Genomic DNA, 17200 nt, shown 5'->3' on the forward strand with positions numbered 1-17200 from the left:
ATCAACAACTGCCTAAAAATCAACAAAGATAAACTTTTACCATTCGGTTTTAATAGGATAAAATCCGGAAACGGCTTTACTATAGATGTATCGCAATTAAAGGAAGTGGAGTTATGGAAAGGACTGGTTTGCCAGTAAAAATATCATTAAAGACTCATATTAATCAAGATGGAGTATATGAAGACTTTGAGTTGATAGTTTTTGGACATTACTATTTAAAGGGTGACTCCCATTATTTAAAGTATGAAGAAGTGACAGATTCTGGGTCCATACATTCATTAGTGAAAATTTCAGAGAATCGGGTAATGATTTCCCGCAGAGGTGCCGTGAACATGCGCCTAGTGTTAATTCCAGGATATGAAATGACAGGAACTTTTCAAACGGAACAAGGTACATTTGTATTATCGACAGAAACGAAGGCGATAGAATTTACGAAATTAAGCAATGGACAAGTTGGGCATTTACAATTAAAATATCAATTATTTATGGAGCATATTGATGTCGGTTTATATCAGTTAGACTTCACTTTCAAGGAGGCAAAACAATGAATATTGTAATGGCAGTAGAGGAAAAGTTAAAATCTGCAATAAAAATGGCATGTATCGCATCCGGTTTAGTAGAGGAAGCCGTCATACCAAATATTATTTTAGAAACACCGAAAGAAAAAGCATTCGGAGATTATTCTACCAATATCGCAATGCAACTAGCGCGTGTTGCTAAAAAAGCACCGCGTCAAATTGCCGAGGCAGTAATTGCGAATATAGATAAGCAAAGTGCATCCATTGAAAAAGTAGAAATTGCCGGCCCTGGTTTCATTAATTTTTTCTTGAATAATAGTTATTTGGTGGACTTAATTCCTACTGTTTTACAGGAGGGGGAAAAGTATGGTCGCACCAATTTTGGCAACGGAGAAAAAATCCAAGTAGAGTTTGTTTCTGCTAATCCTACTGGTGACTTGCATTTAGGACATGCCCGGGGAGCGGCTGTTGGGGATTCTTTATGTAATATTTTAGATGCAGCTGGGTATGATGTTACTCGGGAGTATTATATTAATGATGCGGGAAATCAAATTCATAATCTTACTTTGTCAACAGAAGCCCGCTATTTTCAGGCGTTAGGATTGGATAAGCCGATGCCAGAAGATGGATATCATGGTGAAGATATCATTCAAATAGGAAAAAAATTGGCCGAGGAATACGGGGATAAATATGTCCATGTTAGTGATGAAGAACGATATGAGTTTTTCCGTAAGTATAGTTTAGCGATTGAAATGGAAAAGTTGAAGACAGATTTAGAAAATTTCCGTGTAAAATTTGATGTATGGTTTAGTGAAACGTCCTTATATGAAAATGGAAAAATTGATGAAGCATTACAGGCGCTTCGGGAAAAAGGTCATATATATGAGAAAGACGGGGCAACTTGGTTACAAACGATGCCATTTGGTGATGACAAGGACCGCGTTTTAATAAAACAAGACGGTACTTATACGTATTTGACACCGGATATTGCTTACCATAAAGATAAGTTTGAGCGTGGCTTTGCGAAAGTAATTAATATTTGGGGTGCAGACCATCATGGATATATTCCGCGGATGAAAGCTGCAATGGAAGCACTTGGATTTGATCCGAATGCATTAGAAGTGGAAATCATTCAACTCGTTCATCTGTTTAAAAATGGTGAAAAAATGAAGATGAGTAAAAGAACTGGAAAAGCGGTGACGATGCGCGAGCTTGTCGAAGAAGTTGGTTTAGATGCGGTTCGCTATTTCTTTGCGATGAGAAGTGCAGATACTCATCTTGATTTTGACCTTGATTTAGCAGTGTCGAAGTCTAATGAAAACCCAGTGTATTACGCTCAATACGCCCATGCACGAATATGCAGCATTCTTCGTCAAAGTGAACAGTTAGGAATAGAAGTTCAGGCACAAGATGGGGATTATTCAAGTATAGGAGCAGAGAAGGAAGTTGATTTACTGAAAAAGCTTGGGGAATATCCGCAAGCAATTGTAGAAGCAGCTGGCAGAAGATCGCCACAGCGGATTACGAACTATATACATGAACTAGCTTCTGCCTTCCATAGTTTCTATAANTTACAATAAAGCTATGTTAAAGATTGGTGTTGATTTCCGTTCCAAATTTATTGGTGACTTAAGCGAATGGACAGGAACAGGCGGACGCTTTCCGCGGGTACGGCCTCAGCCGCTTCGATGCACCGCGTCTCCTTATTTCTGGCTCGTGCTGTTCCCGCAGGACAAGGAACGCTTCGATAGCTGCGCATTCCACGAAGGAAAAAGCGAATGCTTTTTTCGAGGAGTCACCGCCTGACACTACAATCAACAACTGCCTAAAAATCAACAAAGATAAACTTTTACCATTCGGTTTTAATAGGATAAAATCCGGAAACGGCTTTACTATAGATGTATCGCAATTAAAGGAAGTGGAGTTATGGAAAGGACTGGTTTGCCAGTAAAAATATCATTAAAGACTCATATTAATCAAGATGGAGTATATGAAGACTTTGAGTTGATAGTTTTTGGACATTACTATTTAAAGGGTGACTCCCATTATTTAAAGTATGAAGAAGTGACAGATTCTGGGTCCATACATTCATTAGTGAAAATTTCAGAGAATCGGGTAATGATTTCCCGCAGAGGTGCCGTGAACATGCGCCTAGTGTTAATTCCAGGATATGAAATGACAGGAACTTTTCAAACGGAACAAGGTACATTTGTATTATCGACAGAAACGAAGGCGATAGAATTTACGAAATTAAGCAATGGACAAGTTGGGCATTTACAATTAAAATATCAATTATTTATGGAGCATATTGATGTCGGTTTATATCAGTTAGACTTCACTTTCAAGGAGGCAAAACAATGAATATTGTAATGGCAGTAGAGGAAAAGTTAAAATCTGCAATAAAAATGGCATGTATCGCATCCGGTTTAGTAGAGGAAGCCGTCATACCAAATATTATTTTAGAAACACCGAAAGAAAAAGCATTCGGAGATTATTCTACCAATATCGCAATGCAACTAGCGCGTGTTGCTAAAAAAGCACCGCGTCAAATTGCCGAGGCAGTAATTGCGAATATAGATAAGCAAAGTGCATCCATTGAAAAAGTAGAAATTGCCGGCCCTGGTTTCATTAATTTTTTCTTGAATAATAGTTATTTGGTGGACTTAATTCCTACTGTTTTACAGGAGGGGGAAAAGTATGGTCGCACCAATTTTGGCAACGGAGAAAAAATCCAAGTAGAGTTTGTTTCTGCTAATCCTACTGGTGACTTGCATTTAGGACATGCCCGGGGAGCGGCTGTTGGGGATTCTTTATGTAATATTTTAGATGCAGCTGGGTATGATGTTACTCGGGAGTATTATATTAATGATGCGGGAAATCAAATTCATAATCTTACTTTGTCAACAGAAGCCCGCTATTTTCAGGCGTTAGGATTGGATAAGCCGATGCCAGAAGATGGATATCATGGTGAAGATATCATTCAAATAGGAAAAAAATTGGCCGAGGAATACGGGGATAAATATGTCCATGTTAGTGATGAAGAACGATATGAGTTTTTCCGTAAGTATAGTTTAGCGATTGAAATGGAAAAGTTGAAGACAGATTTAGAAAATTTCCGTGTAAAATTTGATGTATGGTTTAGTGAAACGTCCTTATATGAAAATGGAAAAATTGATGAAGCATTACAGGCGCTTCGGGAAAAAGGTCATATATATGAGAAAGACGGGGCAACTTGGTTACAAACGATGCCATTTGGTGATGACAAGGACCGCGTTTTAATAAAACAAGACGGTACTTATACGTATTTGACACCGGATATTGCTTACCATAAAGATAAGTTTGAGCGTGGCTTTGCGAAAGTAATTAATATTTGGGGTGCAGACCATCATGGATATATTCCGCGGATGAAAGCTGCAATGGAAGCACTTGGATTTGATCCGAATGCATTAGAAGTGGAAATCATTCAACTCGTTCATCTGTTTAAAAATGGTGAAAAAATGAAGATGAGTAAAAGAACTGGAAAAGCGGTGACGATGCGCGAGCTTGTCGAAGAAGTTGGTTTAGATGCGGTTCGCTATTTCTTTGCGATGAGAAGTGCAGATACTCATCTTGATTTTGACCTTGATTTAGCAGTGTCGAAGTCTAATGAAAACCCAGTGTATTACGCTCAATACGCCCATGCACGAATATGCAGCATTCTTCGTCAAAGTGAACAGTTAGGAATAGAAGTTCAGGCACAAGATGGGGATTATTCAAGTATAGGAGCAGAGAAGGAAGTTGATTTACTGAAAAAGCTTGGGGAATATCCGCAAGCAATTGTAGAAGCAGCTGGCAGAAGATCGCCACAGCGGATTACGAACTATATACATGAACTAGCTTCTGCCTTCCATAGTTTCTATAATGCAGAAAAAGTGCTCGAAGAAAACAATCTCGTACAAACAAAAGCAAGACTTGGACTAATCAAAACCGTCCAAATCACGCTAAAAAACGCACTCACCCTAATCGGCGTTGAAGCACCACAACAAATGTAAAAAAAAGGGGGGACTGTCCCCCGGTATTTTCCACCATTGACTTTTTGCATTGTTTTACTAGAATAATATTTGTGGCTCTTCGGCGTTCGTTAGCTAGAAGAGCGGGTCGGGAGAGGGATAAGCATTAAAGAAGGTTAACAATGAAACAAACGTTTAATGGAGGGATTTTTCAACTAGAGAAACATGGAACGACAGTAAAGCAAGAAATAGTTGCCGGTCTCGTTGGGTTTTTTACAATTGTGTATATTATCGCTGTTAACTCCTTAATTTTATCGGAAGCGGGCATGCCGATTGAAGGAGCTATTTTAGCTACTATACTTACTTCCTTTGTCGGCTGTGTATTAATGGGGTTGTGGGCAAATGCTCCCATTCTCGTCGTTCCAGGAATGGGGATTAACGCTTTATTTACTTATACACTTGTACAGACGATGAACTTGACGTGGCAAGAAGCGTTAGCTGTTGTCTTTGTTTCTGGTGTCATTTTTACCATTATTGCCTTCACATCTTTAACGCGTATCTTAAGTGAAGCGATACCGAAGACATTAAAGGAAGCTATTAATGTTGGTTTAGGGCTATTTTTAATGTTAATCGGTTTGGAAAAAGGACAGTTAGTGGAAAGAGGCACAAATTCTATAATTGCATTAGGAGATTTAAGTAGCCCTATCGTACTTGCAACAGTTTTGACTTTACTCATCGCACTCGTATTATTTATTCGTGATGTGAAAGGTCACTTTTTATGGAGTATTTTTATCGGGACCTTCATTGCCTCGGTATTCGGTATTTTACCCGAGCAGCAATTAGAAAGTTTTTCCATCGCCAGTTATTTAAATATTTTCGGAGCGATGTCCTTTGCGAAATGGTCTTCTTTTCCATTTTTAGTAGCCGTATTTTCAGTAACGATGGTCGTTGTATTTGAAAATATTGGACTAATTTCTGGACACACATCTTTTTTAAAACAGAATGGCAAATATCAAAAAGCAATCCAAGCAAACGGGATATCAGTGATGCTATCAGGCCTTTTCGGATCAAGTCCAACAGTAGCGACTGTGGAAACAACGGCAAGTATTGCTGCTGGCGGAAAAACAGGGTTAACAGCTGTAACGACAGGAATGCTATTTTTATTATCCATCTTTTTTATTCCGTATATTAAAATGGTACCTGATAATGCCATCTCCCCTGTATTAATTATCATTGGGGGATTAATGGTACAAAACATTCGCCATCTTGATTTGCGTGACTTAACGGAAGCTTTTCCAGCCATCACTATTATTGCTATGATTCCATTCACATACAGTATCGCCGATGGAATTGCCATCGGATTTATCTTATATCCACTACTAAAAATGACGATGGGAAAAGCCCGAGAAGTATCAACAGCCCTATACATCATCGCGGGCCTATTCCTCGTCAACTACATCATTCAAATAATATAAAAAACGAAGCTCCCTGCTACAAGCATCGGGAGCTTTTTGCTAATTGGGGACAGTCCCCCACCGCTTTAAAGCGCTAAAGTGCGTGCTTTCTGCTTAGTATTCCCCTTCTAGTTCGCGGAATTTTTTTGGCGTGAGGCCATTGATTTTTTTAAATAGGGCGGTATAGTAGCTTTGATTACAAAAGCGGAAGAGGTTGGCGATTTCTGAAATGGATATATCTGAGTGCAACAAGAAATATTTGGATTCCTCAATTTTCTTTTGGTTCACGTAATTTATAAGCGTTGTTCCCGTCTCTTTTTTAAAAATACTAGATAAATAGCTAGCATTAACGAATAGGTCTGTGGCAATTTTTTCTAAAGAAAGCTCTGCAAGTATATGTTCATGAATATATGAAATAGTTTTTGTCACAATAGCGGTATACTTCGGAATCTGTTCTTCTTTTAACATTTCGATAAACGTATGAACCATATTATATTCAAACTCTTCCACGTCCTCTTTTGTCTCCAACTGTTCTATTTGTTGAATAAGAACGTCACTCAAATTATAAGCATTCTCCGGACTAACCCCTCCTTCAATACATGCCCTTGTAAATAAAGTGCAGGAGCAAATAATCGAGTTTTTTAAGGAACGTAAGGAGTTATTAGATAATCTCGCTCGCTCCCTTCCATTAATTTCTTTCAACGTTTTAACCGCTTCGATCTCATTACCTAGTTTAATAGCAGTCAGTAATTTTTTCTCCAAATAGTAGGGAGGATGTACATATTCATTTTGCTTATTTTTAATTCGTTCTTTATAAAACTGGTTAATCAACCTTCTTTTAGCTTCTGTTTTCATATGAATACCAACTTTCACAAAAAAATTAATAAAAAACAAAAATATTTAATATAAAGATAAATGATTTCAACTTAAAATTCAAGGTAAAGAGGCATGTTTGAGAGAAAAATAAAGCGGTTACATTTTAAAGTTCTTCACAACTATTATTATTTAACCATTCACATCAATCAATGGGAATGGGTTAAAAAAATATTAAGGGGGAAGTACAATGGTTATTAAGAGAAAAAAAGTATGGTTTATGGCAATTTTGCTTTCTGTCATGGTTTTGTTTTTAGGGGCTTGTAGTGGCGGTGGCGATGATAAAGAAAAAGCCGGAGAAAATGGAAACAAAGGAGACGCCAAAAAAATTACCATATTTCAGAGTAAGGTGGAAATCTCAGATCAATTGGAGGCGTTGGCAAAAGAGTATGAGAAAGAAACAGGAGTAGAAGTTGAAGTATGGGGAACGACAGGTGATGACTATTTCCAACAATTACGAATTCGTCTAAATAGTGATCAAGGACCATCGATCTTTACCCTTGAAGGACTAAGACAAGCTCAACAACTAGAATCATATGTGGCGGATTTAAGCGATGCAGATTTTGTAAAAAATATTGCTCCAAATATGGATTTAAAATTGAATGATAAAGTAGTAGGCCTTCCTTACGGTGTAGAAGGATTTGGTATTGTTTATAATAAAGATTTAGTTAAACCAGAGGATATCAAAGACTATGAATCCTTTGCTAATACATTAAAATCATTAAAAGATAAAGGAATTAATCCATATGGACTATCACAAGAAGCTTATTTCTTGATTGGACATATGAGTAACTATCCGTTCTCCATACAAGCAGATAACTACGCTTTCATTGATAAAATGGTTGCGGGAGAAGTAACAATGGCAGAAACTCCTGAATTCCAAGAGTTTGGTAAATTTATGGAAGTAATTAGAGAATACTCGACCAATCCTCTAGAAGTAACTTATGATGAAGAAGTAGGAGATTTTGCAACAGGAAAATCTGCTATGATGCACCAAGGTAACTGGGCTTGGGGAATGTTCGCTGATTATAATTTAGACTTTGAAGTAGGTATGTTGCCATTTCCATTGGCTGGAAATGATAAATTAGCTGTAGGTGTAGGTGCTTTCTGGGCGGTTAATGGAACAAAAGACGAAGCGGAAGTAAAGGCAGCTAATGATTTCCTAAATTGGTTAGTATCGAGTGAAATTGGCCAAAAGTATATTGTTGAGGAATTTGGATTTGTCCCAGCAATGACTAACATTAAAGCGAATGATCTTGATCCACTATCCCAAGCTGTATTAGAAGCTTCCAATAGTGGTCAAACAATCCCATGGTCACATAGCTACTATCCACCAAACATGATTGTAAATGATTTTACACCAGTTGCACAAGAGTTCTTCTTAAAGAAAGATATGACTGGTCAACAATTAATAGAAAAATTAGATGCTGGATTCAAAAACGCCATTAAGTAAAAAGTAATAAAAATTATTAAACAAAATTGGACACGTCAAACTTATGGCGCGTCCAGTTTTGTTAACAGGAAAATAAAAACGGAAGAAGGGAATGCATTGTCAAAAACTAAAAATCGATTATGGTTTGCCGTGTTTACATTACCTTCCATCTTTATCTTTTCAATAGTCGTCATTATTCCTTTTTTAAGTGGTATTTATTATGCCTTTTTCGATTGGGATGGAATAGGAGCAAATACAAAAGAATTTGTTGGAATAGAAAACTTTATTAAGTTATTGGATGATGAACGCTTTCTCCAATCAGCATGGGTTACTATTAAGTTTACTGTGCTAGCACTAATATCCGTTAATCTAATTGCTATCACTTTTTCTTTACTCGTCACCTCTTCATTAAGAACTGCTAAAATTACTAGAACGATGATCTTTATGCCCAACTTAATTGGGGGACTAATTTTAGGTTATATTTGGAATTTCGTTTTCTCAGATGCATTTGCAATCGTGGGGGAAAGTATTGGACTTAAATCTGTTTTTAATAATTGGCTATTAGATCCTAAATCAGCAGTATATGCATTAGTACTTGTATTCACATGGCAAATGGCAGGTTATATGATGATTATTTATATTGCTGGCCTACAAAGCATACCAGAGGAGCTAATGGAAGCGGCTAAAATAGATGGGGCAAATTATTGGCAAAGATTGAGGAAAATAGTGTTTCCTTTATTAATGCCATCAATAACAATTTCTTTATTTTTAACCTTATCTTTTGCTTTTAAAATCTATGATGTAAACCTTTCACTAACAGGTGGGGGTCCAATCAATTCAACAGAGATGTTCGCCTTAAATATATATAATGAAATTTTTGGATATAGCAATTATGGTTATGGACAAGCAAAAGCAATTGTATTCTTCATAGTAATTGCAATTATTTCACTAACTCAAGTATATATAACGAAGAAACGGGAGGTAGAAATGTAATGAAAAAAGGTAAGATATTTTATGAAATACTTCTTTTCATAGTCGCTCTTTTCTACCTTTCGCCAATCTATATTATGCTAGTAAACTCGTTCAAAAACCGAGCTGAGCTATACGAAAATGTTTTAGCTTGGCCATCAAATTTTTCTTTTGAATATTATATGGCTGCGATAGAAAAGATGAACTTCTTTAAAGCATTTGGCAATTCCTTATATATAACGGTATTGTCTGTCATATTTATCGTAATTCTATCATCAATGACAGCTTGGATGTTGGCAAGGACTAATAATTTATTAAGTAAGATTATTTTTATGACATTTATTGCGACTATGTTAATACCATTCCAAACTATTATGATGCCATTAATGCAAGAAATGAACTGGATTATGAAAACTACAGGTATTCCAATGCTCAATACCCGTGGTGGATTAATTTTTATGAATATTGGTTTTAATACTAGTATGGCAGTGTTCCTTTATCATGGCTTTATTAAATCTATCCCACTCTCCCTTGAAGAGGCAGCAATGATAGATGGAGCAACAAAATTCGGTATTTTTTGGAGAATTATTTTCCCAATGTTAAAACCTATTACCGTAACAGTTATGATATTAAATGTTATTAGTATTTGGAATGACTACTTATTACCATCATTAACTTTAACGGACAAGGACTTAAGAACGATCCCACTATCGACTTTCTATTTCTTTGGTGAATTTACAATCCAATGGAATCAAGCAATGGCAGGGTTAGTATTAACGATTATACCAGTTGTTATTTTCTATGTGTTCGCACAAAAGTATATTTTAAAGGGAATTGCCGATGGTGCAATTAAGTAAAGTAAAATGCTGTAATTCTAGGAAAACATGGGTTGGTAATACTTAGTTATTTATCATCCGTAAAAAGCGAATGATTGATCCTAGGTTGAACACACCCATGTTTTTCTTGCTTAAAAGGAGTTGCTTGGAAATGAGAGGTAGTAATTTTTTAGAAGCTGCCAATGAGATAGTCGACTATGTTATTCGGTTTTTTATAGCAAATTTTTACTGGTTTTTACTCAATATCCCAGTATGGTTTGTAGTATGGAACTTTTTATACAATCCAGTAAAAATAGGTGTTTTATATTATGTGTTAGCATTCTTACTGTTTACGACCCTCTTGTTTTTTCCAAGCACCGTTGCATTATTTGCAACTGTCAGGGACTGGATATTGAAACGACCGCAGCGTTCAACAACGAAGTCATTTTTTAACTATATGAAAATAAACTTCTCGAAAAGTTTTAAAGCAGGTATCCTATTTACGGTTATTTGGTTAATATGGGTAGGTGACTTTTACTATTTTCGAAATACTTCCACTTTCTTTTCTATCGTAATAATAGCTGTTGGGGCAGTTTTACTAGTAGTGACGATTCATTTTCTATCCCTAACGGTGCATTTGGAATTAAATTTAAAAAGTTTATTAAAAAATGCTTTCCTTATCACTATCGGAAAACCGTTAACTTATTTACTAACTTTACTCGTAACTACTTTATTTGGTTATGTAGGGGTTTTTAAAATATGGTTTTTATTTCCACTTTTTACAGGATCCCTTACAGCCTATTTTTCGTTTCTAATTTTTTATCAAATGTACAAAAAAATAACAAGTTAGTAAGACTTGTTTAAAAAATTTTTATAACATCATTCGTATCTACGGAAGGAGTTAAATTAGTGGATTATAACGTAATCAAAGATGGCGATATTTTTTTACTAACAGAAATAACAGGCGATATTGATGAAAGTACTTCCGATTCTTACGGTCTTTTTATGAAAGATACAAGGTTTCTAAGTAAATTAGTACTCACTATTGATGGTACAAAACCAGTTTTATTAAGTTCATCTAATCCAAAAAGTTATAAAGCTGTGTTTCACTCAATGGTAGATGAAAAGGATAAGGGAACGCTAGAAATCAAAAGAGAAAGATTTATTTTTAATGGAGTTTTATATGAACGAATATCTTTTATTAATCATTTTTTAACTGCAAAACAACACGATATAACTTTACATTTATCCGCTGATTTTCAAGATATGTTTATCGTACGTAAATATAGAGATGGTCAGGTAGGAACTCCACTTGGGCAACAAAAGGGAGAAAAACAACTATCCTTCCATTATGTAGGTAGTGACAAAATCAAAAGAGAAACATTAATAGAATGGAACATACAGCAACACTCAATATTTGATCATGGAACGGTTTGCTTTACAATGGATTTCCAACCTAGTGAAAGAAAAGAGCTGTTAATTACCATTAACCCAATAATAGAAAATCAGAAATCAATGAATTATTCTTTCGACGATGCAGAAGGGCTGCTACATAATCAGTACGAAAATTGGAAACGATCCATCACAAATTTTGCAACAGATAATGAACAAGTTAATAAGTTGTTTGAACAAAGCATCCAAGATTTAAAAATGTTAATGACAGATGTTGGTTATGGAGAGATCCCGACTGCAGGAGTACCTTGGTATGCAGTTCCTTTTGGTCGTGATAGTCTAATAACATCATTATTTATGTTGCCTTTAAATCCTTCGCTAGTAAAAGGTACGATTGAAACGTTAGCAGCATTTCAAGGGAAAGAAGAAAATGTGTGGAGAGATGAAGAACCAGGGAAAATTATGCATGAGCTTCGTAGTGGGGAATTAGCGAATACAAATCAAATTCCTTTTACACCTTACTATGGGACAATTGATGCTACCCCACTATTCCTCATTTTGATTGCAGAATATTATCAGTGGACGGCTGACTTGGATTTTATTAACCAACTGAAACCAAATATCGATCAGGCACTAATGTGGATGGATAAAAAGGCAGATCCAGAAACTGGCTTTATCTCCTATAAACAAAATGCAGAAAAAGGGTTTCCAAATCAAGGTTGGAAGGACTCAAGCAACTCAATTATTCATAAAAATGGGGAATATGGAGAATCTCCAATAGCTTTAATAGAAGTACAAGGTTATGCTTATCAAGCAAAAAAAATGCTTGCTCCTTTATTGAAAAAAATGGGCGATGATGCCTTAGCGGATAAACTAGAGGCCGAGGCAAATATATTAAAAAGAAATATTAATGCTTATTATTGGATGGAAGACGAGCAGTATTACGCAATAGCTCTTGATCAAAATAATAATAAAGTAGAATCCGTTACCTCCAACCCTGGCCATTTATTGTTTTCTAGTGTAGTGGAAAGCAAAAATAGGAGCCAAGTTGTTAAACGATTAACTGCAGAAGATATGTTTTCAGGATTTGGAATCCGAACAATGAGTTCTCTTTCTACAGGATATAACCCGTTAAGTTATCATAACGGTTCTGTCTGGCCACACGATAACGGGATGATTCTTTTAGGATTGTCAAAGCATAAATATAGCGAGGAAGCAGAAAAGGTGATAACAGGACTAGTTAAATCGTCCAAACACTTTGAATACAGCAGACTCCCAGAACTCTTTGCTGGTCACAGCTCCGAAATAGGATATCCTATACCATACCCAACTACATGCTCACCTCAAAGTTGGTCAGCGGCAACGGCTATTGTTATATTACAAGTGATGATGGGATTAAAACTGGACGGAATAAACAAACGCATAGAACTAACTCCTGTATTTCCTGAGAATACAACATATATGGAGATTTCAAAGATGCCAATCGGAAAAGGTTTCTTAACTTTAACCATTGAAAAAAACCACAATGACTATCATGTCATAATACATGAAAATTCAACGGGATATTCTATTAGTTAAATGATTTTTTAACAGGTGGGCGATAAGTAAAGACGGTAAAAAATATTAATTAAACACTACTTTGTACCTAGAGTGGCAAGTTATTCATAATAGCCCTCTAGCGTACTTACCATTCCATTCAACAAATCTAAATTTTTTTGTTGAACAAACAGTAATGCTTTACTAGTAAGTGAACCGATTTAACTTGTTTCATAAATATCCATCCTTTCACAAAGATTTTAACAAAATGCTAAAAAAAATAATATAGGAAGAGGCAGTTTCCCATTACAATAGATGTAATTAATTTCACTTTCTCCCGCATTTAAGAATCTATCTAGTTATAATGGAGAAAATACGGAGGACGAAGAAAAATATATAGTAATCGGAGTGTTTCATATGTCATGGACAATTAGCAGCAAATCGTTAACGACAGATTCGTTACTTTTAGAAGAAAGTTTATTCTCCCTTGCAAACGGTTTCCTAGGGGTGAGAGGGAATTTTGAAGAAGGGTATCCAGGACAGTCGGATACAATTAGAGGTACGTATATTAATGCTTTTCACGACGTAGTAGACATTTCATATGGTGAAAAATTATATGGATTTCCATCTACTCAACAAAAAATTGTTAACATCATAGACGCACAAACATTAGAGATTTTTCTAGGAGAAGACGAAGAGCGATTCTCTCTTTTCGAAGGAGAAGTACTAGAGTATGAAAGAAATCTATATTTAAACAAAGGTTTTTTAGAAAGAATCATTCATTGGCGTTCACCAAAAGGAAGAGAAATTAAACTCACTTTCAACCGACTAGTTTCCTTTGAAAGAAAAGAACTGTTCGCCATTCAGGTGCGAATAGAGCCAATAAACTTCTTTGGTGATGTAAAAATTATTTCCACTGTAAATGGCGATGTCACAAATTATGTAAATGAAAATGATCCGAGAGTCGGTTCTGGACATGCGAAACTTTTGAATACATTGGAAGCGAAAGTAGAACAAGACTATGTAGTTGTAATGAATGAAACATCTAGATCCAATTTGCGAACCGCTTGTATTACTTCCTATGTAATGAATGAGGGCACTCGCAAAGATTTTATAGAGGAAAGAATAGTTCAAACAGAATGGAAATTTCGTTTGTCAAAACAAGCAGTAATTGAAAAACGAAATGTCTATGTTGATACGTTACGGCACGGTGAAAATTTAATAGAACAAGGAATTATTTTACAAGATGGACTAAAAAACTACTCTTTTACAGATTTTTTAAAGGAACAAGAGCAATACTTAAATGAGTTTTGGTCACATGCCAATGTAAAAATTATCGGTGATGAGAAAGTGCAAGAAGGTATTCGCTTTAACTTATACCACTTACTACAATCAGCAGGCAGGGATTCCTACTCGAATATTGCAGCTAAAGGTTTATCAGGTGAAGGTTATGAAGGACATTATTTCTGGGATACGGAAATATATATGTTGCCAATCTTCATTATGACTAAGCCAGACCTTGCTAAACAATTACTTCTCTATCGCTATTCGTTACTTGATCATGCTAGAGAGCGGGCAATAGAGATGGGTCATAAGCAAGGTGCGTTATTCCCGTGGCGGACGATATCAGGAGGAGAATGTTCTCCATATTTTCCAGCTGGGACTGCTCAGTATCATATTAGTGCGGATATTGCGTACGGCTTTGTTCAATATTATTTGGCGACGGGCGACGAGGAGTTTTTCCACAAATATGTGGCGGAAGTATTGTTTGAAACGGCTCGGCTATGGTTGGAAACAGGACATTTTAAAGATGATCAATTCCGGATTGATGATGTGACAGGTCCAGATGAATATACAGCGATTGTGAACAATAATTTTTATACGAATGTGATGGCAAAATATAACTTAAATTGGGCTGTGAAAGCATTCGCAAAACTACAAGCGGAAGCCCCTAATTACTTTAAAGAACTTAACGGTCGTCTCCATTTAGAGGAGGCAGAAGTAGAAATGTGGCAAAAAGCCGCTACAAAGATGTATTTGCCATATGATGAAACATTAGAAATCCATGCACAAGATGATTCATTTTTACAAAAGGCTGTTTGGGATTTTGAGAATACACCAAAAGACCACTACCCATTGTTACTGCACTATCATCCGCTTACATTGTACCGTTATCAAGTGTGTAAACAAGCAGATACGGTTTTAGCACATTTCCTGTTGGAAGATGAGGCAGATTTAGATACAATTAAAAATTCGTATCATTATTATGAAAAAATTACTACCCATGATTCGTCCCTTTCTTCCTGTGTATTCAGCATTATGGGTGCGAAAATTGGTGAAATGAATAAGGCATATGAATATTTTATCGAAACAGCTCGCCTTGATTTGGATAATACCCACGGCAATACGAAAGACGGCTTGCATCTTGCCAATATGGGTGGAACGTGGATGGCAATTGTATTTGGATTTGCTGGACTTCGAATTAAAGAAACGGGAATTTCCTTCTGTCCACGCGTACCAGAAAAATGGGACGGTTACGAATGCTCCCTTCAATTTAAAGGACGCGATATAAAACTATTTACTAATAAAGAGTCTGTGACAATCCAAATTACCGGTGAACCTTTAGAAATCCATATTTATGATAAAAAATACACCGTAGAAGAAAAATTGTCACTCCCAGTAATTCCTAACATCTAAAAAAAAACAGTCCCCCGCCGCTTTATCGCTTTAAAGCGGTGGGGGACTGTCCCCAATTATAAAAGTGGTGAAATAATAATGGCGATGAGCTCTTTTAGTTTGCGCCATGGATGGAAGCCGAAGAGGAGTTTTTCCGGCATTTGGACAGATTTACTTATATCTTTTGCAACAATTGCTTTCATTTGCTCAATAAATTTTTGGTCCCGGAAAAAACTGTTCATTTCATGATTTAAATATAAGCTACGCATATCGAAATTAGCCGTCCCAATCGAGCAAACAAAATCATCGATAATAATTAATTTAGCATGATAAAAACCATTCTCATATTGAAAAACAACCGCCCCATTTTTCACCAACTTTCGAAAATAACGAAAGGAAGCTTCTTGCACAAAAATATGATCTTGTTTTTTCGGTACAATGATCGTCAGCTTCACTCCCCTTTTCAACGCCGTAAGTAACTCATGAAACACTTTTTTTCCTGGAACGAAGTACGGTGTTCCGATAAATATCTCCTTTTTTGCCTGTCTTAATAAGCGACAATACGTATCTTCTAATTCGACCCCTTCTGATGCATAAAACCGATGATCGACCCTTCCAGCATATAATGGAGGATAATAGTCGACTAACGCTGTTAAATCCTTCCCTGTTGCCTCTAACCAATCGATTAAAAATTGATCTTGTAAATCTTTCACCCCTTCACCAACAAACCGAACGTGGCAATCTCGCCAAGGGGACAAAACATCATCTTCATTAATATATTCCCGTCCAACATTAAAACCACCTAAATAGCCAATTTCCCCATCAATGACCGTAATTTTCCGGTGATTTCTTGATTGCAATTTATAAAGGAAAAATGGAAATCGCGGTGTATGACAAAAGGCGACATGAACACCCTTTTTCTGCAATAATTTTATTGTTTTTCTAGAAAAACGAAAACTACCAATCCAATCAAGTAAAAGTCGAACTTTCACCCCTTCTTGCACTTTTTTCATTAATAAATCAACAAACTCAGACCCAAAATCATCATTGCGGACAATATAAAAAAGTAAATGCACATGATGTTTCGCCTTATCGACATCTTTAAATAAATTTTGAAACAACTGTGGACCAGAAGTATAAACTAACACATCACTTTTTCTAGAAGGAAATCGCTTTTTTGCTAGATTTTTAATGTGGCTTCTTCTTCCTAAAGCAAAATCCAAATAAACGAAAAAAATAAAAAGAAGGACAGCAAAAAATATCCACGTGAGCAAACTCAAAAAGAGACCACCTCTTTAAAAATAGACATAAAGACTGACTATTAGTGTAACCGGAAAAACCTATTTTATTCCATTTGCCTTCAACCCTTACTAATACCGATCCCAAAAATCCACCGTAATTTTCCAAAAAAACCATTACCTCCCATTCCTATCAAAAAAAATCGCCAAAAGACTAATTTTTTAAAAAAATATAGAATAACAGTTGACTGAATGCTCATTCATTATTGTATAATAGAAAATAGAATAGGCGAATTAACTTCACTAAT

At 36.0% G+C, this 17200-nt stretch carries 12 protein-coding genes and 1 pseudogene; 11 read left to right on the forward strand and 2 right to left on the reverse strand.

The window, feature by feature from the left end:
* Positions 1-113 precede the first annotated feature (113 nt).
* The 5 genes and pseudogenes from BN1242_RS03675 (at position 114) to BN1242_RS03695 (ending at position 5982) form a co-directional block, all read left to right on the forward strand.
* A complete protein-coding gene (locus tag BN1242_RS03675; protein ID WP_062351442.1) occupies positions 114-548 on the forward strand; it encodes a YwiB family protein in 435 nt (144 codons plus the stop codon).
* A pseudogene (gene argS / locus BN1242_RS03680) lies at positions 545-2086 on the forward strand (arginine--tRNA ligase); the annotation flags it as partial. The gene BN1242_RS03675 and the pseudogene argS (BN1242_RS03680), both read left to right, overlap by 4 nt.
* A gap of 358 nt (positions 2087-2444) precedes the next feature.
* Positions 2445-2879 carry a YwiB family protein gene (locus BN1242_RS03685; protein ID WP_062351442.1) on the forward strand — a complete coding sequence of 145 codons (435 nt, stop codon included), beginning with the start codon at positions 2445-2447 and terminating at the stop codon, positions 2877-2879.
* Positions 2876-4549 (forward strand): arginine--tRNA ligase, encoded by a 1674-nt coding sequence (gene argS, locus BN1242_RS03690; RefSeq protein WP_062351445.1) that lies wholly within the window; start codon positions 2876-2878, stop codon positions 4547-4549. The genes BN1242_RS03685 and argS (BN1242_RS03690) overlap by 4 nt, the downstream gene beginning before the upstream one ends.
* A gap of 140 nt (positions 4550-4689) precedes the next feature.
* Positions 4690-5982, forward strand: coding sequence for an NCS2 family permease (locus tag BN1242_RS03695; protein WP_062351450.1), 1293 nt, complete (start codon positions 4690-4692; stop codon positions 5980-5982).
* A 93-nt stretch (positions 5983-6075) separates the two neighbouring features.
* Here BN1242_RS03695 and BN1242_RS03700 read toward each other — a convergent pair whose 3' ends face one another.
* Positions 6076-6816: an AraC family transcriptional regulator gene (locus BN1242_RS03700; protein WP_062351453.1), complete on the reverse strand. Its 741-nt coding sequence runs from the start codon at positions 6814-6816 to the stop codon at positions 6076-6078.
* A gap of 208 nt (positions 6817-7024) precedes the next feature.
* On the opposite strand from BN1242_RS03700, the gene BN1242_RS03705 reads away from it, so the two are divergent.
* The 6 genes from BN1242_RS03705 to BN1242_RS03730 all read left to right on the forward strand — a co-directional run bounded on the left by BN1242_RS03705 (position 7025) and on the right by BN1242_RS03730 (position 15675).
* Entirely contained in the window at positions 7025-8287 is a 1263-nt protein-coding gene (locus BN1242_RS03705) for a sugar ABC transporter substrate-binding protein (RefSeq protein ID WP_077216097.1), read from the forward strand.
* A 96-nt stretch (positions 8288-8383) separates the two neighbouring features.
* On the forward strand, positions 8384-9259 hold the full coding sequence (locus tag BN1242_RS03710) for a carbohydrate ABC transporter permease (protein WP_062351456.1): 876 nt from the start codon (positions 8384-8386) through the stop codon (positions 9257-9259).
* Positions 9259-10092 (forward strand): carbohydrate ABC transporter permease, encoded by an 834-nt coding sequence (locus BN1242_RS03715; protein WP_062351460.1) that lies wholly within the window; start codon positions 9259-9261, stop codon positions 10090-10092. The genes BN1242_RS03710 and BN1242_RS03715 overlap by 1 nt, the downstream gene beginning before the upstream one ends.
* 130 nt (positions 10093-10222) lie before the next feature.
* Complete coding sequence (locus BN1242_RS03720; protein ID WP_062351463.1) at positions 10223-10900, forward strand: YesL family protein; 678 nt, start codon at positions 10223-10225, stop codon at positions 10898-10900.
* A 59-nt stretch (positions 10901-10959) separates the two neighbouring features.
* A complete protein-coding gene (locus tag BN1242_RS03725; RefSeq protein WP_062351466.1) occupies positions 10960-13020 on the forward strand; it encodes an amylo-alpha-1,6-glucosidase in 2061 nt (686 codons plus the stop codon).
* A 375-nt stretch (positions 13021-13395) separates the two neighbouring features.
* Entirely contained in the window at positions 13396-15675 is a 2280-nt protein-coding gene (locus BN1242_RS03730; RefSeq protein WP_062351469.1) for a glycoside hydrolase family 65 protein, read from the forward strand.
* A gap of 56 nt (positions 15676-15731) precedes the next feature.
* Here BN1242_RS03730 and cls read toward each other — a convergent pair whose 3' ends face one another.
* Positions 15732-16934, reverse strand: a complete 1203-nt coding sequence (cls, locus tag BN1242_RS03735) for a cardiolipin synthase (RefSeq protein WP_071435428.1) — start codon at positions 16932-16934, stop codon at positions 15732-15734.
* Positions 16935-17200: the final 266 nt, after the last annotated feature.

The organism is Bacillus kwashiorkori (assembly GCF_001375515.1).
GTDB lineage: Bacteria > Bacillota > Bacilli > Bacillales > Caldibacillaceae > Bacillus_BK > Bacillus_BK kwashiorkori.